The organism is Ideonella oryzae (genome assembly GCF_024055665.1).
In the GTDB taxonomy this organism is placed as follows: domain Bacteria; phylum Pseudomonadota; class Gammaproteobacteria; order Burkholderiales; family Burkholderiaceae_C; genus Ideonella; species Ideonella oryzae.
Map to the genome: position 1 here is coordinate 24,879 of NZ_JAMXMC010000002.1, position 21,397 is coordinate 46,275.

Annotated in this window: 17 protein-coding genes and 1 other RNA gene; 8 read left to right on the top strand and 10 right to left on the bottom strand. The window is 70.2% G+C overall.

All coding sequences use genetic code 11. The features are described 5' to 3' along the window. Nucleotides 1-2: 2 nt before the first annotated feature. Complete coding sequence (hydA, locus tag M0L44_RS02750) at nt 3-1,445, top strand: dihydropyrimidinase (protein ID WP_252768091.1); 1,443 nt, start codon at nt 3-5, stop codon at nt 1,443-1,445. 26 nt (nt 1,446-1,471) lie between these two features. Further along, on the top strand, nt 1,472-2,734 hold the full coding sequence (locus tag M0L44_RS02755) for a Zn-dependent hydrolase (RefSeq protein WP_252768092.1): 1,263 nt from the start codon (nt 1,472-1,474) through the stop codon (nt 2,732-2,734). A gap of 26 nt (nt 2,735-2,760) precedes the next feature. Here M0L44_RS02755 and M0L44_RS02760 read toward each other — a convergent pair whose 3' ends face one another. Further along, nucleotides 2,761-3,450 (bottom strand): alpha/beta family hydrolase, encoded by a 690-nt coding sequence (locus M0L44_RS02760; RefSeq protein ID WP_252768093.1) that lies wholly within the window; start codon nt 3,448-3,450, stop codon nt 2,761-2,763. A 170-nt stretch (nt 3,451-3,620) separates the two neighbouring features. Here M0L44_RS02760 and M0L44_RS02765 point away from each other — a divergent pair, with 170 nt between their 5' ends. Next, nucleotides 3,621-5,507: an ABC transporter ATP-binding protein gene (locus M0L44_RS02765; protein ID WP_252768563.1), complete on the top strand. Its 1,887-nt coding sequence runs from the start codon at nt 3,621-3,623 to the stop codon at nt 5,505-5,507. A 104-nt stretch (nt 5,508-5,611) separates the two neighbouring features. After that, nucleotides 5,612-6,685 carry an acyltransferase family protein gene (locus M0L44_RS02770; RefSeq protein ID WP_252768094.1) on the top strand — a complete coding sequence of 358 codons (1,074 nt, stop codon included), beginning with the start codon at nt 5,612-5,614 and terminating at the stop codon, nt 6,683-6,685. Between the two features lie 40 nt (nt 6,686-6,725). On the opposite strand, the gene M0L44_RS02775 is transcribed toward M0L44_RS02770, so the two are convergent. From M0L44_RS02775 to cysK, 9 genes are all read right to left on the bottom strand, one after another. Then, nucleotides 6,726-7,139, bottom strand: a complete 414-nt coding sequence (locus M0L44_RS02775) for a VOC family protein (protein WP_252768095.1) — start codon at nt 7,137-7,139, stop codon at nt 6,726-6,728. Nucleotides 7,140-7,155: 16 nt separating this feature from the next. Then, nucleotides 7,156-7,782, bottom strand: coding sequence for a LysE family translocator (locus M0L44_RS02780; RefSeq protein WP_252768096.1), 627 nt, complete (start codon nt 7,780-7,782; stop codon nt 7,156-7,158). A gap of 45 nt (nt 7,783-7,827) precedes the next feature. Beyond that, nucleotides 7,828-9,675: an AI-2E family transporter gene (locus M0L44_RS02785; RefSeq protein ID WP_252768097.1), complete on the bottom strand. Its 1,848-nt coding sequence runs from the start codon at nt 9,673-9,675 to the stop codon at nt 7,828-7,830. Further along, nucleotides 9,672-10,337 carry a TetR/AcrR family transcriptional regulator gene (locus M0L44_RS02790; RefSeq protein ID WP_252768098.1) on the bottom strand — a complete coding sequence of 222 codons (666 nt, stop codon included), beginning with the start codon at nt 10,335-10,337 and terminating at the stop codon, nt 9,672-9,674. Before M0L44_RS02790 ends, M0L44_RS02785 begins: the two co-directional genes overlap by 4 nt. 68 nt (nt 10,338-10,405) lie before the next feature. Then, nucleotides 10,406-11,413 carry an ABC transporter substrate-binding protein gene (locus M0L44_RS02795; protein ID WP_252768099.1) on the bottom strand — a complete coding sequence of 336 codons (1,008 nt, stop codon included), beginning with the start codon at nt 11,411-11,413 and terminating at the stop codon, nt 10,406-10,408. 57 nt (nt 11,414-11,470) lie between these two features. Further along, nucleotides 11,471-12,571: an ABC transporter permease gene (locus M0L44_RS02800; RefSeq protein WP_252768100.1), complete on the bottom strand. Its 1,101-nt coding sequence runs from the start codon at nt 12,569-12,571 to the stop codon at nt 11,471-11,473. Then, on the bottom strand, nt 12,568-13,464 hold the full coding sequence (locus tag M0L44_RS02805; protein ID WP_252768101.1) for an ABC transporter permease: 897 nt from the start codon (nt 13,462-13,464) through the stop codon (nt 12,568-12,570). Before M0L44_RS02805 ends, M0L44_RS02800 begins: the two co-directional genes overlap by 4 nt. Further along, nucleotides 13,454-14,284 carry an ABC transporter ATP-binding protein gene (locus M0L44_RS02810; RefSeq protein WP_252768102.1) on the bottom strand — a complete coding sequence of 277 codons (831 nt, stop codon included), beginning with the start codon at nt 14,282-14,284 and terminating at the stop codon, nt 13,454-13,456. The genes M0L44_RS02805 and M0L44_RS02810 overlap by 11 nt, the downstream gene beginning before the upstream one ends. 194 nt (nt 14,285-14,478) lie before the next feature. Beyond that, nucleotides 14,479-15,402: a cysteine synthase A gene (gene cysK, locus M0L44_RS02815; protein ID WP_252768103.1), complete on the bottom strand. Its 924-nt coding sequence runs from the start codon at nt 15,400-15,402 to the stop codon at nt 14,479-14,481. A gap of 148 nt (nt 15,403-15,550) precedes the next feature. On the opposite strand from cysK, the gene rnpB reads away from it, so the two are divergent. From rnpB to M0L44_RS02835, 4 genes are all read left to right on the top strand, one after another. Continuing rightward, nucleotides 15,551-15,949: RNase P RNA component class A (gene rnpB / locus M0L44_RS02820), an RNA gene on the top strand. 40 nt (nt 15,950-15,989) lie between these two features. Then, nucleotides 15,990-17,231 (top strand): multidrug effflux MFS transporter, encoded by a 1,242-nt coding sequence (locus M0L44_RS02825; protein WP_252768104.1) that lies wholly within the window; start codon nt 15,990-15,992, stop codon nt 17,229-17,231. Nucleotides 17,232-17,268: 37 nt separating this feature from the next. Beyond that, complete coding sequence (locus M0L44_RS02830; protein ID WP_252768105.1) at nt 17,269-18,318, top strand: carbonic anhydrase; 1,050 nt, start codon at nt 17,269-17,271, stop codon at nt 18,316-18,318. 204 nt (nt 18,319-18,522) lie between these two features. Beyond that, nucleotides 18,523-21,366 (top strand): ExeM/NucH family extracellular endonuclease, encoded by a 2,844-nt coding sequence (locus M0L44_RS02835; protein ID WP_252768106.1) that lies wholly within the window; start codon nt 18,523-18,525, stop codon nt 21,364-21,366. Nucleotides 21,367-21,397: the final 31 nt, after the last annotated feature.

Genomic DNA, 21,397 nt, shown 5'->3' on the forward strand with positions numbered 1-21,397 from the left:
CCATGAAGAGCCTGTTGATCCGCGGTGGCACGGTGGTGAACGCCGACCGCGAGCAGCGTGCCGATGTGCTGTGCGTGAACGGGGTGATCGCCGAGGTGGGCGAGCAGCTCAGCGCCCCGTTGGGCGCCACCCTCATCGAAGCCGGCGGCCAGTACGTGATGCCCGGCGGCATCGACCCGCACACCCACATGAACTTCCCGTTCATGGGCACCCGCACCGTCGATGACTTCTACAGCGGCACCGCGGCCGGCCTGGCCGGCGGCACCACCAGCATCATCGACTTCGTCATCCCCGACCCGCAGCAGCCACTGATGGACGCCTACCGCCAGTGGCGCCAGTGGGCCGAGGTGGCGGCCAGCGACTACAGCTTCCACGTCGCCATCACCTGGTGGGGCGAGAGCGTGCACGCCGACATGGGCACCCTGGTGCGCGAGGAGGGCGTGAACAGCTTCAAGCACTTCATGGCCTACAAGAACGCCATCATGTGCGACGACGAGACCCTGGTGAACAGCTTCCGCCGCGCGCTGGCGCTGGGCGCCATGCCCACCGTGCACGCCGAGAACGGCGAGCTGGTCTTCCTGCTGCAGCAGGAGATGAAGACCCAGGGCATCACCGGCCCCGAGGGCCACCCGCTCTCCCGCCCGCCAGCGGTGGAGGCCGAGGCCGCCCAGCGCGCCATCGCCATCGCCGATGTGCTCAACGTGCCGATCTACGTGGTGCACGTCTCCAGCGCCGAGACGGCCGAGGCCATCGCCCGCGCCCGCGCCCGTGGCCAGCGCGTCTACGGCGAGGTGCTGGCCGGCCACCTGGTGGTGGACGACAGCGTCTACCGCGACCCGAGCTTCGAGTTCGCCGCCGCGCATGTGATGAGCCCGCCCTTCCGTGCCAAGGGCCACCAGGAGGCGCTGTGGCGTCACCTGCAGGCCGGTGCGCTGCAGACCACCGCCACCGACCACTGCACCTTCTGCGCCGCGCAGAAGGCGGCCGGCCGGCTGGACTTCAGCAAGATCCCCAATGGCACCGGCGGGGTGGAGGAGCGCATGGCGGTGCTCTGGGATGCCGGCGTCAACAGCGGTCGCCTCACGCCCAGCGAGTTCGTTTCGGTGACCTCGGCCAACGCCGCCAAGCTCTTCAACCTTTACCCGCGCAAGGGCTGCGTGGCCAAGGGCGCCGATGCCGATCTGGTCGTCTGGGACCCGGCCGGCACCAAGACCTTCTCGGCCGCCAGCCAGCATTCCAAGGGCGACTTCAACATCTTCGAAGGGCGCACCGTCACCGGCGTGCCCAGCCACACCATCAGCCAGGGCACGGTGGTCTTCGCCCAGGGCGAGCTGCGCGCCGAGGCGGGCGCCGGCCGCTACATCAAGCGTCCGGCCTTTGGGCCGCAGTTCACTGCATTGGGCCGCAAGGCGGCGCTGGCCGCGCCGGTGGCCGTGGCGCGCTGAGTGGCGCCGAATAACAGGAGCATCCCATGAGCACCCCCAGCACCACGTCCACCTCCGCCTTGCGCATCCATGGCGAACGCCTCTGGCAATCGCTGATGGACCTGGCCCGCATCGGCGCCACGCCCAAGGGCGGCGTCTGCCGCCTGGCCCTGTCCGAGCTGGACGGCCAGGGCCGCGACCTCGTCGTGGGTTGGGCCCGCGAGGCGGGCCTGTCCGTCACCATCGACCAGATCGGCAACGTCTTCATGCGCCGCCCCGGGCGCAACAACAGCCTGCCGCCCATCATGACCGGCAGCCACATCGACACCCAGCCCACCGGGGGCAAGTTCGACGGCAACTACGGCGTGCTGGCCGGGCTGGAGGTGATGCGCACCCTCAACGACCACGGCATCCAGACCGAGGCGCCGATGGAGCTGGCCTTCTGGACCAACGAGGAGGGTTCGCGCTTCGTGCCGGTGATGATGGGCTCGGGCGTGTTCCGCGGCGCCTTCACGCTCGAACATGCCTATGCCGCCACCGATGTGGACGGCAAGACGGTGAAGGACGAGCTGCAGAAGATCGGCTACCTGGGCGACGAGGTGCCGGGCCAGCACCCCATCGGCGCCTATTTCGAGACCCACATCGAGCAGGGCCCGGTGCTGGAGGACCACGGCAAGACCATCGGCATCGTCACCGGGGTGCTGGGCATCCGCTGGTACGACTGCACCGTGACCGGCATGGAGGCCCATGCCGGCCCCACCCCCATGCACCTGCGCCGCGACGCGCTGCAGGTGGCCACCCGCCTGATGCAGGAGGTGGTGGCCTGCGCTGGCCGGCATGGCCCCGAGGGCCGCGGCACCGTGGGCATGGTGCAGGTCTTCCCGAACAGCCGCAACGTGATCCCCGGGCAGGTGAAGTTCAGCATCGACATGCGCAATGCCAGCGACGCGGCCTGCGACGCGATGGACGCCGACATCCGCGCCGTGGCCGAGCGGCTGACCCGCGAGACCGGGCTGGCGATCCGGTTGGATCTGGTGTCCGCCTACCCCGCGCAGCCCTTCCACCCCGACTGCGTGGAGGCGGTGGCCCACGGCGCCCGGACGCTGGGCTACAGCGCCATGCGCTGCGTCTCCGGCGCCGGCCACGACGCGGTCTACATGGCCCAGCTGGCGCCGGCCGGCATGGTCTTCATCCCCTGCAAGGACGGCATCAGCCACAACGAGATCGAGGACGCCGACCCGGCCCACATCGCCGCCGGCTGCAACGTGCTGCTGCACGCCATGCTGGAGCGGGCGGGCGTGGTGGGCTGAGGGGGGACGGATCGGCCCGCCGCGGCTCACCAGCCGAGCTCGGTCTCGATGAGGGCCACGATCCGGTCGGCTTGTTCGGGGTCGAGACGGAAGTCGTGGTCGGCTTCGACCACCCGCAGGCAGACCTGCGGGCTCAAGGGGTAGCGCTGGGCCACCTCGGCGCCGCCATAGACGTCATGTCGGCCCTGGACGATCAGCATCGGCGTGCGCAGCGTGGCCAGGTGCCGGTAGCGCTCGGGCTCGTCGCCTGCATCGGGGTGGCGAAAGGGGTAGCCCAGGCAGACGATGCGGGACAGGGGCAGCGCATCGGCCACCAGCGAGGCCACCCGCCCGCCCGAGGAGCGGGCGAAGACGATGACCTCGCCCTGCTGCGCCAGCGCGCGCACGGTGTGGCACAGGCTGGCGCAGCGGTCTTCCACCGTGCGCCGGCCCCGGCGCCGCAGGTAGCCCAGGTAGGAGGGGTGAACCACGGCGTAGGCCAATTGCGCGCCGCGCAGCCCCCACGGATGCAGCCATCCCGGCAGGCCGGGGTGTCGGCGTGTCCAGTCCTGCCAGGCATGCACCCAGGCCGTGGCCGGGTCTTCCCAGGCCACACGCAGCCCGGGCCGCCGCAGGCGATCGAGCAGTTGGATGTTCAGCGGCCCGTCCTTCTGCCAGTGGTCGCGGCCCACCATCAGCAGGATGGGCGTGCGTGAAACCGGGGGGATGGGCGGCATGGCGCGGCGCATGCTAGCAGGGCCCTGGCCGCACCGCAGCCGCCATCCGGAGGAAGCCCGGCGCCAAGACAGCGTCACCCTTCCACGCTACGCTAGAGGGCTTGGCCGCCATCCGCGGCCGTCTGTCCTGGCCCATCCGGCCCGTTCTTCCGAAGGGAACCCCCTTGTCCTTGTTCGACCGTTTCGAGCGCCTTGTCGACCCCTTCCCGGTGGCGGAGTCCGGTCCGGCGCCCAGCCGCTTCTGGCCTTTTCTGTGGCAGGCCACCGAGGGCGTGCGGCGCTACATCGCCGGCATGACGCTCTTCACCGCCATCATCGGCGTGTTCGAGGCCTGGCTGTTCTCGCTGTTGGGCAAGCTGGTGGACTGGCTGGCCGGCATTCCGCCGGCCGAGCTGTGGGCGCGCGAAGGGCACACCCTGCTGGCGCTGGGGGCCGTGCTGGCGTGCAGCACGCTGGCCGTGGCGCTGCAGACCATGTTCAAGCACCAGACGCTGGCGGGCAACTTCCCGATGCGCCTGCGCTGGAACTTCCACCGCCTGATGCTGGGCCAGAGCATGGCCTTCTTCCAGGACGAGTTCGCCGGCCGCATCGCCGCCAAGGTGATGCAGACCGCGCTGGCGGTGCGTGACGTCTGGTTCACCGTCTGCGACATCCTGGTCTTCATCATCATCTACTTCGTCACGCTGATGGCGGTGGTGGGCGGCTTTGACGCCTGGATGCTGGTGCCGCTGGGCGGCTGGCTGGCGCTGTACCTCGCGGCCATGCGGGTCTTCGTGCCGCGCCTGGCCCACGTGTCCAAGAACCAGGCCGATGCCCGCTCGCTGATGACCGGGCGCATCACCGATGCCTACACCAACATCGCCACCGTCAAGCTCTTCGCCCACGACCGGCGCGAGGCCGCCCATGCCAAGGGCGCGATGCAGGATTTCCTCGGCACGGTGCACCGGCAGATGCGGTTGGTGAGCTGGTTCGAGGTGGTCATCCATGTGCTCAGCGTGCTGCTGATCCTGGGCATTGCCGGCGTGGCCCTGTGGCGCTGGACCCTCGGTGAGGTGGGCGTGGGCGCGGTGGCGGCGGCCACCGCGATGGCCATGCGCCTGAACGGCATCTCGCACTGGATCATGTGGGAGATGGCCTCGCTGTTCGAGAACATTGGCACGGTGCAGGACGGCATCGGCACCCTGGCGCGGCCACGCCGCGTGGTGGACGCCACCGAGGCCCGGCCGCTGCAGGTGAAGGCCGGCGAGATCCGCTTCGAGGATGTCACCTTCCACTACGGCGATGCCGCCACCGGCCGCCCGGTGGTGGACCACCTGGACCTGACCATCCGGCCGGGCGAGAAGATCGGCCTGGTGGGCCGCAGCGGCGCAGGCAAGAGCACGGTGCTGAGCCTGCTGCTGCGCTTTCACGATGTGCAGGGCGGCCGGGTGCTGATCGATGGTCAGGACATCGCCGGCGTGACGCAGGACAGCCTGCGCGCCCAGGTGGGCATGGTCACCCAGGACACCTCGCTGCTGCACCGCTCGGTGCGCGAGAACATCCTCTACGGCCGGCCTGACGCGGGCGACGCCGCCATGAAGGCCGCGGCCGAGCGGGCCGAGGCGGCGGCCTTCATCCAGACGCTGAGCGACCCCAAGGGCCGCCAGGGCTACGACGCCCAGGTGGGCGAGCGCGGTGTGAAGCTCTCCGGTGGCCAACGCCAGCGCATCGCCATCGCCCGGGTGATGCTCAAGGACGCGCCCATCCTGTTGCTGGACGAAGCCACCAGCGCGCTGGACAGCGAGGTGGAGGTGGCCATCCAGGACAGCCTCTACAAGCTGATGGAGGGCAAGACGGTGGTGGCCATCGCTCACCGGCTGTCCACCATCGCCGCGATGGACCGGCTGCTCGTGATGGACGCCGGCCGGGTGGTGGAGGAGGGCAGCCACGCCGAGCTGCTGGCGCGCGGCGGTCTGTATGCGCGTCTGTGGGCCCACCAGAGCGGCGGCTTCCTGGGCGAGGAGGACGAGGCGGACGACACCGACCTGACGCCGGCGAAGGTGGTTCGCACAGCCTGATACAGCGCTTGCGCTGCGTTGCATCATCGGGCTTGTCCTGAGGGGGGCTACCCGGAGAAGCTCTTGCTCTTTGGCCATCGCGTCGATGGATCGAAGGGAGAGCCATGACAACGCTGGCGCAACGGATCGAGGAGACCGGGGGCCGGGCCTCCGGGTTTGACTACTTGAGGCTCACCCTGGCGGTGGCCGTGCTCCTGGTGCATTCGGTGGACACCACCTATGGCCTGCCGGCCAACGATGCGCTGTTCGGCTCCTGGCTGCGCCCCTTCATCCGGGCCATCCTGCCGATGTTCTTTGCCCTCAGCGGCTTCCTGGTGGCCGGGAGCCTGCTGCGCAGCCAGGGCATCGCCACCTTTCTGTGGATGCGCGCGGTGCGCATCTACCCGGCGCTGACGGTCGAGGTGCTGCTTTCGGCCTTCATCCTGGGGCCGATCTTCACCAGCTACACGCTCGGCCAGTACTTTTCGGATCCGCTGTTCCTGCGCTATCTGGTGAATGCCACCGGCCACATCTCCTTCCTGCTGCCCGGCGTCTTCAACGACAACCCGCATCCGAACACGGTGAACACCCAGCTGTGGACGGTCCCATTCGAGCTGTACTGCTATCTGACCCTGGCGGTGCTGGCGCTGGCGGGCCTGAAGAACCGACGTGTGGTGGGCATCCTTTCCATCGTGGCGATCAGCCTGAGCCTGTTCCTCTACAAGTCCTTCAGCCAGAGCCTGGCCCTGACCCCCGTGGGGCCGGTGTCCGGCTACCTGCTGGTGGCCAGCTTCCTGGCCGGGGTGATGGCCTACCTGTACCGGGAGGTGATTCCCTACAGCCGCCCGCTGCTGTGGGGCACGCTGCTGGCGAGCCTGCTGCTGCTGTCCGTGGTGCCGGGCGGTGACTTCCTGGCGCCCCTGCCCGTGGCCTATGCCACCGCACACCTCGGCCTGCTGAATCCGCGCCGCATCAGGTTGGTGCAAGGCGCCGACTTCTCCTACGGCATCTACCTCTATGGCTTCGTGGTGCAGCAGGCGGTGGTCAGCATCGAGGCGATCCCGCGGCTCTGGTACGTCAACTTCGTCGTGGCCGGCCTGGTGACGTCGGCATTCGCCGCCTTCTCCTGGTACTGGGTCGAAAAGCCCATGCTGCGGTTCAAGCACTGGAGCGCCCTGCGTCGCCCGGCCGCTGTCTGAGCGGCGCCAGGGAGTGCCGCGCCCAGGGGGGCTCAGTCCCTCATCGCGGTGCCAATGGCGCAGCTTCGGGCGCATGGCAGGCCACGCCGATCTTGTTGCCCTCCGGGTCGCGGAAGTAGGCGCCGTAATAGTCGGGGTGGTAGTGCGGGCGCAGGCCCGGGGGGCCTTCGCACTGGCCGCCATGCGTCAGCGCCAGGGCATGGGCCCGGTCCACCTGGTCCCGCCGCTGCGCCAGAAAGGCCACCATCTGGCCATTGCCCGCGGCATGCGGCTGGCCATCCCAGGGCGTGCCGATCAGGAACAGGGGGCGTGGCCCCGGGGTGCTCTGCCAGCCGGCCCAGGGGCGGCTGCGGTCGCAGAAGCGCGGGGCGATGTCCAGCGCGGCCAGCACCGGGGTGTAGAAGGCCAGGGCCCGCTCGAAGTCCTTCACGCCGACGAAGATGTGCGAGAACACGTCCGGCCTCCCGGGTTCAGCGGGTGGCCAGCAGGCGCAGGCCCAGGCCCACGAAGACCGCACCGGCCACCCGGTCCAGCCACAGGCCCACGCGGGGCTGGCGGTTGATCCACTGCCCGATGGCGCCCGAGAAGTAGCCCAGCAGGCCGAACAGCAGGGCGGCCTGGAGGGTGAAGGTCAGGCCCAGCAGGGCGATCTGCAGTCCCACCTGACCGTGCTCGGCCACCACGAACTGGGGCAGGAAGGACAGGAAGAACAGCACCACCTTGGGGTTGATGGCGTTGGCGAACACGCCCTTGAGGAACAGGCGCATCAGCGAGGGTTCGCTGTCGGTGACGGCCCGGATCTGGGTACCGCCGCGGCTGCGAAGGGCCTGCACGCCCAGCCACACCAGGTACAGGCCGCCGCAAACCTTCAGCGTGGTGAAGGCCAGCGGCGAGGCGGCGATAAGCGCGCTCACGCCCGCCACCGCCAGCACGGTGTGGCTCAGGCAGCCCAGGGCGCAGCCCAGGCCGAAGGCCATGCCCTGGCGGCGCCCCTTGGAGATGCCCATGCCCAGCACCATCAGGTTGTCGGGGCCGGGCGAGGCGGTGATCAGGAGGGCGGCCAGCAGGAAGGCGAAGAACTGTTCAGGACTCAGCATGCCGTGAGCATAAGGGCTGTGGCCGCCGCTGGGCCGTGCCAGGGCTCAGCGTGCCTTGGGGTCCACCCAGGCGACGGCCGCTTCCAGCGAATCGGCACTGGCGTCGAAGTGCCAGGGCGCCCCGGGGGGCGGTGCCGTGTCTGCGCCGCCGGTGCGGGGGCGCAGCAGCACCAGCCGTGCCAGGCCGCGCTGGCGGATCACGCCCAGGGCCTGCAGCACGCGGTGGCCTTGCGGGCTGTCGGCTTCGGGCAGTTCCACCAGGAAGACCAGGCCCAGTGCGTCCAGGGCCTCCGGGTCCTTGGGCGTCACGCATTCGTCCAGCGTGAAATGGCGCGCGTCCAGACCCTGGTGGCACAGCACGCGCACCAGCAGTTCCGCCACCAGCTCCGAGCCGACGCTGCCGCTGCTCAGGCACAGGGTCACCGAGCCCCGGGGGGCATGCTCCGGCCCCGGCCGCCCCCCACTGGCCTGCAGCCGCGCCTGACGCAGGCCCAGTCCGATGCGGCCGCTGTCCAGCGCGCTGGGCGGGCGGCGGCGCCCGCGCCGGTGCGGCTGCGTGGGGTCGCCTGCGATGGTGTCGAACAGCGCCTGGATGGCTGCCCGCGCCTTGGCCTGCTGGGATTCGCTGATCAGGCCGGCCTCGAAGTCGGCACGGGCCAGCTCGAAGGCCGGCAGCGCCACCTGGTCGAAGTAGCGCGCCAGCGGATGCTTCTTCAGATAGGCCTGGGCGTCGGCCACGATCTCGACCAGGTTGCCGGTGATGCTGCGCTGGTAGAAGCGCTGGGCCAGTGTCAGCGCGGGCGTGTCCCCCAGCAGCAGGTCCAGGAAGGACAGCGCGGGCACATGGCGGCCCGCCACCACCAGGCACAGGGTCAGCGGGGTGGACATGAGCAGGCCCACCGGCCCCCACACCGCGCCCCAGAAGATGGCCGAGACCACCACCGAGAAGGGCGACAGGCCGGTGCTGTGGCCGTAGAGGTGGGGTTCGACGGCATTGGCCGCCACCAGTTCCACCACCGCCAGGATCAGCAGCGTGCTGCCGGCCAGGCCCCAGCCGGGCTCGGCGGCCGCGGCCATGGCTGCCGCGGCCAGCGCGGCCGCCGGGTAGCCCACATAGGGCACGAAGCGCAGCAGGGCCGCCAGCACCGCCCAGACGGCGGGTTGCGGCAGGCCGATGGCGGCCAGCAGGGCCCAGGTGACCAGCCCCACGCCGGCATTGACCGCGAACTGCGAGGCGAAGTAGCGCGACAGGCGCTGGGCGGCGTCGTCGAAGGCCACGGTGGCGGCGCGCAGGTCCTGGCCGCCGGCCAGGCGCAGCAGGCGGTCGCGCAGGGCGTCCTGCTCCAGCAGCAGAAAGACCAGCACCAGCGCCACCACGCCGATGGTGCCCAGCGGGCCCCAGAGGCTGGCCAGCACATGGGTCAGCAGGCTCACGGGTGACTGTCCCGCCGTGGCGTCGCCTGGCACTGCGTCCGGGGCGCCCGGCAGGCCGGTCTGCGGGTCCGCGGGGGCGGGTGCCAGGCGCAGGCCGAGGTCACCCAGCGCGCCCAAGGGCCCCAGGCTCAGGTGGCGCACGGCCTCCACCTTGTTCTGCAGATGGGTCTGGTAGCGCGGCAGGTTGTTCGACAGGCTGGCCAGCTGCAGGGCCAGAACGCCGGCCACGCCTGCCGCCAGCAGCGCCACCAGGCCCAGCGTGGTCAGCGAGGCGCCTGTCTGGCCCAGGCCGAGCCGGCGGATCTGCCGCACGACGGGGGCGAGCACGAAGGCGGCCATCGCGGCCAGGGCGATGGGCACCAGCACATCGCGGCCCAGCACGATCAGGCCCAGCAGGGCCGCAGTGGCCAGGATCCGCAGGGCCAGGGTTTCGCTGCGGAAGCGGTCGGTGTCGCTCATGGCCGGGACAGGCCGCAGCCTTGCAGGACCATGGCCAGCACATGGGCCTCGGCCCGGGCGTGGTCGGCCGGGGTCAGTTCGGCGCGACCCAGTACCGCCCGCACCTGGACGTCGAAGTCCGCGTAGGTCTGGGTCATGGCCCAGATCGAGAAGAAGAGGTGGGTGCTGTCCACCGGGGTCATGCGGCCGGCGGCGATCCAGCCGTCGATGACGGCCGCCTTCTGCGCCACCAGGCGGTGCAGCTCGCTGCGCAGCAGCTCGCCCACCACCGGGGCACCGTGCAGCAGTTCATTGGCGAAGACCTGCGATGCCGCGGGCCGCTCACGGCTGAGCGCCATCTTGGCGCGCACGTAGCGGCTCAGGGCCTCGCGCGGGTCGGCCTCGGCGGTGATCGCGTCGGTGGGGGTGAGCCAGTCGCGCAGCACGGTGGCCAGCACCGCCTCGTACAGGCCCTTCTTGCCGCCGAAGTAGTAGTGCAGGTTGGCCTTGGGCAGATCCGCCTGCTCGGCGATCTCGGCCATGGTGGCCCCCTCGAAACCCGCCCGCGCGAACACCTGCTCGGCCGCACGCAGGATGGCTGCCTCGTTGGCCTGGCGGATCTGGCCTTTGCGGCCGTCTTCGGCCGCAGCGGCGCGGCGCAGGGAAAGGGCGGAGGGGCTCATGCGGACGCGATCATAGGGCCCCGCCGCGGCGGGGCCCCGGATGACCGTGGCGCGGGCGGCCGAATGCCTTACTTCTGTGCGGCGTCCCACACGGCGTGGGTCATGGCCGCAGTGCCCGGGTCCTTCTTGATCACCGGCGAGCTGCCGCCGCTCAGCAGCACCTTGACCGTGCGCTCATAGGCGGCCGGGTCCAGATAGCCGATCTTGGGCGTGTTGGCGTTGCTGATCAGCTTGGCGATGTTCTCCATCTGGCGCTTCTGCACGGCCACCGTGGCGCTGCCCGAGGCGTCCTGGGCGACCACGATCTTGGCCGCCTCCTCGGGGTTCTTCACCGCCTCGTTCCAGCCCTTGAAGCTGGCCTTCAGGAACTTGGCCATCTTGGCCACGAAGGCCTTGTCCTTCAGGTTGCCTTCCAGCACGTACAGGCCGTCTTCCAGCGAGGCCACGCCTTCCTTCTCATAGAAGAAGGTGGTCAGGTCGGTCTCCTTGATGCCGGCGTCGATGACCTGCCAGTACTCGTTGTAGATCATCGTCGAGATGCAGGCGGCCTGGTTCTGCAGCAGCGGATCGACGTTGAAGCCCTGCTTGAGGATCTTGATGTCGGTGCCCGGCTTGTAGCCCAGCTTGTTCATCCAGTTCAGGAACGGGTACTCGTTGCCGCCGTACCAGACGCCCAAGGTCTTGCCCTTGAGGTCCTTCGGGCTGTGCACACCGGCCGACTTCTTGCAGGTCAGCATCAGGCCGGACTTGTCGAACACCTGGGCGATGTTGACCAGCGGCACGCCGGCCTCGCGGGCGGCGAGCGCGTCAGGCATCCAGTTGACGACCACGTCGGCCGACTTGCCGGCGATGACCTGCACGGGCGAGATGTCCGGCCCGCCGGCCTTGATCGTCACATCCAGCCCTTCGGCCTTGTAGTAGCCCTTGGCTGCGGCCACGTAGTAGCCGGCGAACTGGGCTTGCGGCACCCACTTCAGCTGCAGCGTGACCTTCTCGGCCGCCTGGGCCCCCAGGCAGAACGCACCGGCGGCCAGGGCCAGCACCGAGCGGCGGATCATCGGGATCGAAAGCATCATCGAAAAAGCTCCTCGTGTGGAGTGGGTTGGTGATGAGGGACGAAAGCGCAAGCAGGTTCAGCGGCTGCGGAAGGCCGGGTGCCAGAAGTTCACCCGGCGCTCCAGCGCCGACAGCAGGGCGTACAGCACCGAGCCGGTGAGGGAGGCCAGCACGATGGCGGCCCAGACCAGGGGCATGTTCATGCGGGCGGCCTCGGTCGAGATCCGAAAGCCCAGGCCGGCCGTGGGCGAGCCGAAGAACTCGGCTACGATGGCGCCGATCAGGGCCAGCGTGGCATTGACCTTGAGCGCGCCGAAGATGTGCGGCAGCGCGGTGGGCAGGCGCAGCCACAGCAGCGTGCGGCGGTAGCCGGCGGCGTAGCTGTGCATCAGTTCGCGCTCCAGCTTGCCGGCGGCGTCCAGCCCGGCCAGGGTGTTGATCAGCGCCGGGAAGAAGGTCATCAGCACGATCACCGCCGCCTTGGACGGCCAGTCGAAGCCGAACCACATCACCGCGATCGGTGCCACGCCCACCAGGGGCACGGTGCTGGTCAGGGCGGCCACCGGCTGCAGGCCACGCTGCAGAAAGGGCGCGCGGTCGATGGCGATGCCGGTCAGCACGCCCAGGCCGTTGCCCAGCAGATAGCCGATCAGCACCGACTTCAGCACGGTCTGCACGAAGTCGCCGCCCAGCGTGGCGGTGTTGTCCCACAGGGCCTGCACGATCAGCGAGGGCGCGGGCAGCAGCACCCGGGGCACTTCGAAGACGGTGACGCCCAGCTCCCAGACGTACAGCAGCCACAGGCCGAACAGGCCGGCGGTGGCCGGGCCGCTCCAGCGGCTGTCGGGCTGCTCGGCCAGCTGGCGCACGCTGCACTGGGCCAGGGCCAGGATGGCCAGCAGGCGCAGCCCGTCGCCGCCCTGCAGCGGGGTGGGCAGGGCCAGGAAGAGGGCGACGGCCGCTGCGGCGATCAGGCCCAGGGACAGGGCGCTGCGGCCCGGGCCGACGGCCGGGCGCAGCGCGGCCAGCGCCGCCAGCAGCAGCAGGGCGTCGGCCAGCGGGCGCAGCTGGCCCTGGCTGGGGGCCAGCACCGTCAGGGCCAGGGCCAGCACGGCGGCCAGCGAGCCGGGGCGGCGGAGCCCGGCGGGCGACGGGGTGGACAGGTTCAGGGTGTTCATGCGCCGCTCCGCGACGGGGCCGGCCGCATGCGGCGCAGCACGGCCTTTTCCAGCAGGGTGATGGCGCCGGTCAGCACCAGGCCCAGCACCGAGGCCATCACCAGCGCCGACCAGATGGCCACCGTGTTGCCGTAGTAGGAGCTGGTCAGCAGGCGCGCGCCCAGGCCGGCCTGGGCGCCGGTAGGCAGTTCGGCCACGATGGCGCCGACCAGGCCGGCCGCCATCGAGACCCGCAGTGCCGGAAAGAGGAAGGGGAGGGAGGCGGGCAGGCGCAGCATCCAGAAGGTGTGGGCCCGGCTGGCGGCGTAGGTGTGCATCAGTTCCAGCTCCAGGCGCTGCGGCGCGCGCAGGCCCTGCACCATGGCCACCGTCACCGGGAAGAAGCAGAGGTAGGTGGCGATGACGACCTTGGGCATCAGGCCCTCGAAGCCCAGGCTGCCCAGGATGACCATGACGATGGGGGCGATGGCCAGCACCGGGATGGTCTGCGAGGCCACCACCCAGGGCAGCAGGGCCCGCTCCAGCGTGCGGGAGTGGACGATGGCGGCAGCCAGGACCATGCCCAGCAGGGCGCCCGCCACGAAACCGATCAGGGTCGCTTCGCCCGTCACACCGGTGTGCAGCCACAGGCTGCGCGGCGAGTCGATCGGCCAGTCCACCAGGCCGGACCAGAGGTCGGCCGCGATCTGATGCGGCGCGGGCAGCACCGGGCGCTGCATGGCCAGCGTGGCCCGCACCAGGTCTTGCCAGGTCCAGGCGCCCTGGGGGGGCAGCACCCGTTCGATGGTGCCGGGGGCATTCAGACCGATGGTGGCGGCGTACCAGAGCAGCAGGATCACCCCGCCCACCACCGTCACCGGCAGCACCCGGCGGCGCAGGGTGTCAATGATCATGGTGTCCGTCGGCCAGGGCTTCGCGCACCTCGTGGGCCAGCGCGGTGAATTCCGGGCTGTCGCGCAGGGCCAGCGTGCGCTCGGCCGGCAGCGGCGAGTCGATGATCTTCACGATGCGGCCGGGCCGCGGCGACATCACGACGATGCGGGTGGACAGGTACACCGCCTCGGCGATGGAGTGGGTGACGAAGACCACGGTGCGCTGCTCGCGCCGCCACAGGTCCTGCAGCTGCACGTTCAGGCTGTCGCGGGTGATCTCGTCGAGCGCGCCGAAGGGCTCGTCCATCATCAGCAGCCGGGGCTCGAAGCCCAGCGCCCGGGCGATGGACACGCGCTGCTGCATGCCGCCGGAGAGCTGCCAGGGGTACTTCTTCTCGAAGCCGGCCAGGCCCACCCGGGCCAGCTGCTCGCGGGCGATCTCCTCGCACTGGGCCGGCAGCCGCCCCTGGATCTGCAGCGGCAGCATCACATTGGCCAGCACGGTGCGCCAGGGGAACAGGGCTGGGGCCTGGAAGACATAGCCGTAGGAGCGCGCCATGCGGGCGTCCTGCGGGCTCATGTCGTTGACCCACATCTCGCCCGAGGACAGCGGCTCCAGGTCGGCGATCACCCGCAGCAGGGTGGTCTTGCCGCAGCCCGAGGGGCCGATCAGGGAAATGAACTCGCCCTGGCGGATGGTCAGGTCCACGTCCTGGAGGGCGTGCACCGGGGCGTCCGCGCCGGGGTAGATGACGCTGGCGCTCCGCACGCGGATGGCGTCACGGGGCGGGGCGGCCGGCGTGGAGACCGGCTCGGAGACGGGAAGAGGCTCGGCGATCATGCAACTGCGCTGGAGGTCCGGAAGCTGACCAATTGGCCAGGTTTACCGTCTTCAAGCCAGTTCCGTGCCATGCCTGCGCCGCAGGGCCTTTCGCCTGCAGGGGCCTGAGCTGCACAGCGCTGAGGCGTTTTCCCCGCGGCTCAGCGCCGCTTTGGTGCGGGGGCGGGGGCGCCACCCCCTTTCCGATCAGGGGCTCAGCTGCCCGCCGGCAGGAAGCCGTCCACCGACAGGTAGCGTTCGCCGGTGTCGTAGTTGAAGCCCAGCACGCGGCTGCCGGCCGGCAGTTCGGCCAGCTTCTTGGCGATGGCGGCCAGCGTGGCACCGCTGGAGATGCCCACCAGCAGGCCTTCCTCGCGGGCGCTGCGGCGGGCGTATTCCTTGGCGTCGTCGCCTTCGACCAGGATCACGCCGTCCAGCAGCTCGGTCTTCAGGTTCTTGGGCACGAAGCCGGCGCCGATGCCCTGGATGGGGTGGGGCGAGGGCTGGCCACCGCTGATGACCGGCGAGGCGGAGGGCTCCACCGCGAACACCTTGAGCTGCGGCCACTTCGCCTTCAGCACGCTGGCCACACCGGAGAGGTGACCGCCGGTGCCTACGCCGGTGATCACCGCATCCAGGCCCTCGGGAAAGTCGGCCAGGATTTCCTGCGCGGTGGTGCGCTGGTGCACCTCGATGTTGGCCGGGTTCTCGAACTGCTGGGGGATCCAGGCGCCGGGGGTGCTGGCGGCCAGTTCTTCGGCCCGGGCGATGGCGCCCTTCATGCCTTTTTCCTTGGGCGTCAGGTCGAAGCTGGCGCCATAGGCCAGCATCAGGCGGCGGCGCTCCAGGCTCATGCTCTCGGGCATCACCAGGATCAGCTTGTAGCCCTTGACGGCGGCCACCATGGCCAGGCCCACGCCGGTGTTGCCGGAGGTGGGCTCGATGATGGTGCCACCGGCCTTCAGCGCGCCGCTGGCCTCGGCCGCCTCGACCATCGCCAGCGCGATGCGGTCCTTGATCGAGCCGCCGGGGTTGCTGCGCTCGGACTTGATCCAGACCTGGGCATCGGGCCCGAACAGGCGGTTGATGCGGATGTGCGGCGTGTGGCCGATCGTGGCGAGAACGTTGTTGGCTTTCATTCGTGTCTCCAGGGCCCGGGGCCCGATGAGGTGCGGACGATGATGCCCCAAGGCCTGCGCGCTGTCTCCCATGAGCTTCTGACTGCAAGTTATGTGGAGGGCCGCTCGGCTTCGGCGGTCTTTCCAAAGCATGGGACAATGACGGCGTGAAGCAGACCAGACCGCCGCTGGTGCAATCCGCAAGGCGGCGCGCAAGCGCCGGGCCGAAAGGCCGCACTGGAGGAAGGTCCGGACTGCACAGAGCAGCGTAGCGGGTAACGCCCGTCCACCGCGAGGTGCGGATCAGAGCCACAGAGACGAGTCGGCGACGGAAGGCGCAAGCCTTCTTGGGAGACGGCATGCCGCGCTCCGACGTCGCCGGGTGAAACGCGGCAATCTCTACGCGCAGCAACACCAAATAGGCCAGCTTTGACGCGGCTCGCTGAGCTGGCGGGTAGGTGGCATCGAGCCAGGGTGGCAACACCCCGGCCCAGAGGAATGGCGGTCACACCGTGGCGGCGCAAGCCGGCGCGGTGCACAGAATCCGGCCTATCGGTCTGCTTCACTCTTTTACCGATGACGATCCCGAGCCCGCGCCGGCCTGCCGAATGAACCCGAACGCCTCCCAACTCTGGCCCGGCCGCCGCTGGACCCTGGCCCTGCTGCTGGCCACGCTCAGCATGATCGGGCCCTTCTCGATCGACACCTACATCCCGGCCTTCGCCGGCATCGCCCAGTCCCTGGGCGCCACGCCGGTGGAGATGCAGCAGACGTTGTCGGCCTACCTGCTGGCCTTCGCGCTGATGAACCTGTTCCACGGCGCGCTGGCCGACAGCTTCGGCCGCCGGCCGGTGGTGCTGGTGGGCATGACGGTGTTCGCGCTGGCCTCTCTGGGCTGCGCGCTGTCGCAGTCGATCGGTCAGCTGGTGCTGTTCCGGGCCCTGCAGGGCATGTCGGCCGGGGCCGGCATGGTGGTGTCGCGCGCCGTCATCCGGGACATGTTTCCGCCCCATGAAGCCCAGCGGGTGATGTCGCAGGTCACGCTGTTCTTCGGCTTGGCGCCGGCCATCGCACCCATCATCGGCGGTCAGCTCTTCGTCTGGCTGGGCTGGCCCAGCATCTTCGGTCTGCTGGCGCTGATCGGCCTGGGCCTGTCCCTGCTGATGGGCGCGCGCCTGCCGGAGACCCTGGACCCGGCCCAGCGCCAGCCCTTCAGCGTGGGGCACCTGATGCGCGGCTACGTGCAGCTGGGCGGCAGTGCCCGCTTCATGGCCCTGTGCCTGGCTTCGGGCGTGCCCTTCAACGGCATGTTCCTCTACGTGCTGTCGGCCCCGGTGTTCCTGGGCGAACACATGCATCTGGCCCCCACCCAGTTCTTCTACCTGTTCCTGATGACCATCGGCGGCATCATGGCCGGTGCCTGGCTGTCGGGTCGCCTGGCCGGCCGCATCTCCCCGCACCAGCAGGTGCGCCATGGTTTCCAGGTGATGGCTGGCGTGGGCCTGCTCAACGTGCTGCTGAACGCTCTGCTGCCACTCAGCCCCTGGTGGGCCCTGCCCATCCTGGGCGTGTACTCGCTGGGCTGGGCGGTGATGGTGCCGGTGGTGACCCTGCTGGTGCTGGATCAGGCGCCGGAACGGCGGGGCATGGCCTCGTCGCTGCAAGCCTGCATCGGCAGCGTGGCCAACGCGCTGGTGGCCGGGGCCCTGGCGCCGCTGGTCATGCATTCGCTGATGGGCCTGGCCTGGGCCTCGCTGGGTCTCATGGCCATCGGCCTGCTGGCGTGGTGGTGGGTGCAGCCCCGGCTGCCGCATCCGGCCCCGGGAGCGGCCGGCCACCGCGCCGGCTGACGCTCAAGCAGCGGGCGGACCGGCCGATATGCCGGTGATGAGCGCTTTCACCCACGCCTTCGCCTCCCGTCGGTCCCTGTCCGCCAGCGGCCTGCTGGCGCCGCTGGCATTCGCCACCGCGCTGTCCTGCCAGGCTGCGGGCACGCACGAGCCGGCTGCCGAGCAGGCCGTCCCGGCCTCGGCCGCCTCCGGCGCCGCACGCAAGCCCATGACCATGGACGATCTGCGGGAGCGCCTGGCCGAAAAGCTGGGCGCGGCCAAGGCGCCGGGCAGCCCCACGCCCTATGTGGTGCGGGTGGAGAACAAGACCGATGGCGAGGCCGCGACCCCGGCCCGCAAAACCAAGGCCAACGCCAAGGCGGCTGGCCGCAAGGACAGCGCGCCCGAGCCGGCCGGCCATGGTGAGCACCATCCGCCCCACTGGAGCTACGACGGTCCCGAGGGGCCCCTGGCCTGGGCCCGCCTGACGCCCGAGTACGCGCAGTGCGGCAGCGGCCACCGGCAAAGCCCGATCGACATCCGCGACGGCATTCCGGTGCAGTTGCCGCCCATCCAGTTCGACTACCGGCCCAGCGGCTTCAATGTGCTGGACAACGGCCACACCATCCAGGTCAGCCCGGCGGCGGGCAACAGCATCACCGTCAATGGCCGCCGCTATGACCTGGTGCAGTTCCACTTCCACAAGCCGTCCGAGGAGCGCATCAACGGCCGCAGCTTCGACATGGTGATCCACCTGGTCCACAAGGACGCCGAGGGCCAGCTGGCGGTGGTGGCCGTGCTGCTGCAGCGGGGTGAGCCGCAGCCGCAGATCCAGTCCGTCTGGAATGCGCTGCCGCTGGAGCGTGGCAGCAGCCTGGCCTCGCCCGTGCCGATCGACCTGCCGGCCCTGTTGCCGCAGGACCCCCACTACCTGACCTACATGGGCTCGCTCACCACACCGCCCTGCAGCGAGGGCGTGCTGTGGCTGGTGATGAAGCAGCCGGTGACCCTGTCGCAAACGCAGATCGACATCTTCGCCCGTTTGTATCCCATGAATGCCAGGCCCGTGCAGGCGGCGGATGGGCGCCTGATCAAGGACGGACAGTGAGGCCAGATGTCGGCAACGGGCCGGGAGATCGCCGCGTGTTTCACACGACGGTGATCTGACGCGCCGGATGGGCCATGCCCGGGCCGGCCCTGCCGTCAGCAGGGTGACACGGCCCGGTCATCCCGGGTCACGAAGCTGCGGAGCCTCACGCCGGGTGCTCCACGAGGGCCCCGAGCGATTCCAACCGCTCCAACCTTCAGCTTCATGAAACTCCATCCTCTTGCCGCCGCCATCGCGGCCCTGCTGGTCTGCGCCGCACCGCTGGCCCAGGCCTCCACCTCCGGCGTGGTCATCAGCCAGTTCTACGGCGGAGGCGGCAACAGCGGCGCCACGCTGAAGAACGACTTCGTCGAGCTCTACAACGCCGGCACCAGCGCCGTGTCGCTGGCCGGCTGGTCGCTGCAGTACAACTCCAGCACCGGCACCGGCACCTGGCAGGTCACCACGCTGCCGGCCGTGACGTTGCAGCCGGGCCAGTACTTCCTGGTGCAGGAAGCCCAGGGCAGCGCCGGCACCGACGCCCTGCCCACGCCGGACGCCACCGGCACCATCGCGATGAGCGCCACCAGCGGCAAGGTCGCGCTGCTCAACAGCACCGTGGCCCTGAGCGGCGCCACGCCCAGCAGCAGCGCCCTGGTGGACCTGGTGGGCTTCGGCTCGGCCAACTGGTTCGAAGGCGCGGTGGCCACGGCGCCGTCCAACACCAGCGCGCTGCTGCGCGCGGCCTCGGGCTGCACCGACAGCGACAACAACGCCAACGACTTCGCCACCGCCACCCCGGCGCCGCGCAACAGCGCCAGTGCCCTGGGCACCTGCGGCGCCGCACCGGGCCCGGTGGCCGCCACCATCCCGCAGATCCAGGGCCGCACCGGCACCAGCCCGCTGCTGGGCCAGTCGGTGCAGACCAGCGGCGTCGTGACCCTGGTGATGGAAAACGGCTTCTTCATGCAGGACCCGGCCGGCGACGGCGAAGACAGCACCTCTGACGGCGTCTTCGTCTACACCCGCACCACCCCCACCGTGACCACGGGCGACTGGGTGCAGCTGACCGCCGCGGTGACCGAGTACAACGTGGGCGCCAGCAGCAACACCGACACCGCGGCCCACACCGTCACCGAGCTGACCGGCCCGTCGGCGCTCACCGTGCTCAGCAGCGGCCACACCATCACCCCGGTCGTGGTCACCCTGCCCGAGGCCGTCAACGACGACCTGGAGCGCTACGAGGGCATGCTGGTCACGCTGCAGGGCCCGCTGACCGTGTCGCAGAACTACTTCCAGGGCCGCTACGGCGAGGTCACCCTGTCGGTGGGCGGCCGCATGGAGACGCCGACCAACCGCTACCGCCCCGGCTCGGACGAGGCCGTGGCCCTGGCCGACGAGAACGCCCGCCGCCGCATCATCCTGGACGATGGCAGCTCGCTGCAGAACCCCAACCCGACCCCGTTCATCGGCGTGGACAACACCCTGCGCGCGGGGGACACCACGGCCAGCGTGACCGGCGTGGTCGACTACGGCCTGGCCACAGCCAGCAACACGGGTTTTGGCGACTACAAGATCCAGCCGATCGGCACGGTGGTCTTCAGCCGTGACAACGCCCGCACCGAGGCGCCCGTCACCACCGGCGGCAACCTGAAGCTCGCCAGCTTCAATGTGCTGAACTTCTTCACCACCTTCACCGACGGCAGCACCGCCGACGGCCAGACCGGCCAGGGCTGCAGCCTCAATGGCAGCGTCTCGGCCAGCAACTGCCGCGGCGCCGACAGCCTGGCCGAGTTCACCCGCCAGCGCGACAAGATCGTGGCCGCCATCGCTGCCATCGACGCCGATGCCCTGGGCCTGATGGAGATGCAGAACAACGGCGCCACCGCCGTGCAGAACCTGGTGGACGCCCTGAACGCCAAGGTCGGCACCGGCACCTATGCCGTGGTGACCGACCCGGCCGCCGGCACCGGCAGCGACGCCATCAAGGTGGCGATGATCTACAAGCCGGCCCGCCTGAGCCGCGTGGGCGAGGCCCAGTCGGACACCGACCCGGTGAACAACCGCCCGCCGCTGGCCCAGACCTTCGCCACCCTCAATGGCCAGCGCGTCACCCTGGTGGTCAACCACCTGAAGTCCAAGGGCAGCTGCCCCTCGGCCGGTGACAGCGACTACGCCGGCAACTTCGACAGCGGTGACGGCCAGGGCTGCTGGAACGCGCTGCGCGTGCAGCAGGCCGAGCGCCTGTCCACCTGGGTGGGCACGCTGGCCGATGCCGCCGGCACGACGGACGCCGTGCTGCTGGGCGACTTCAACTCGTACGCCCAGGAAGACCCGGTCGTGACCCTGACCTCCTCGGGCTTCGGCGACCAGGTCAGCCGCTTCAACAGCTTCGGCTATTCCTATGTGTTCGACGGCGCCTCGGGCCGCCTGGACCATGGCTTTGCCACCGCCTCGCTGTCGGGCAAGGTGACCGATGCGGTCGACTGGCACATCAACGCCGACGAGCCGGCCATCATCGACTACAACCTGGAGTACAAGCAGCCGGCCTGCGCCACCTGCGGCCCGGACTACTACACGTCCACCGCCTACCGCTCGTCCGACCATGACCCGATGGTCATGGCCCTGAGCCTGCTCAACACCATCAGCGGCTCCAAGAAGCGCGACACCCTGGTGGGCACGCCGGGTGACGATGTCTTCATCGCCGGCGGCAAGGCCGACACCCTGACCGGCGGTGCCGGCCGTGACCAGTTCCGCCTGACGGCCCTGGGCGATGCGCGCGACACCATCACCGACTTCACCCCGGGTGAGGACGTGCTGGACCTGCGCACGCTGCTGGCCAGCATCGGCTACACCGGCAGCGATCCGATCGGCGACCGCGTGGTGCAGCTGCGCAATCACGCCGAGGGCGTGCACGTGCAGGTCTACAACCCCAACACCGCCAAGTACAAGGTGGTGGCGACCCTGAGCGGCCTGGTGACCAGCCAGATCGACCCGGCGCGCGACCTGTGGCTGGTGGAGGCACCGGCGCTGAAGGCCGCCAAGCGCAGCCGCGCCAGCGTGCACTGAAGCCGGCGGGCGCCTGCGGGCGTCCCCTGAC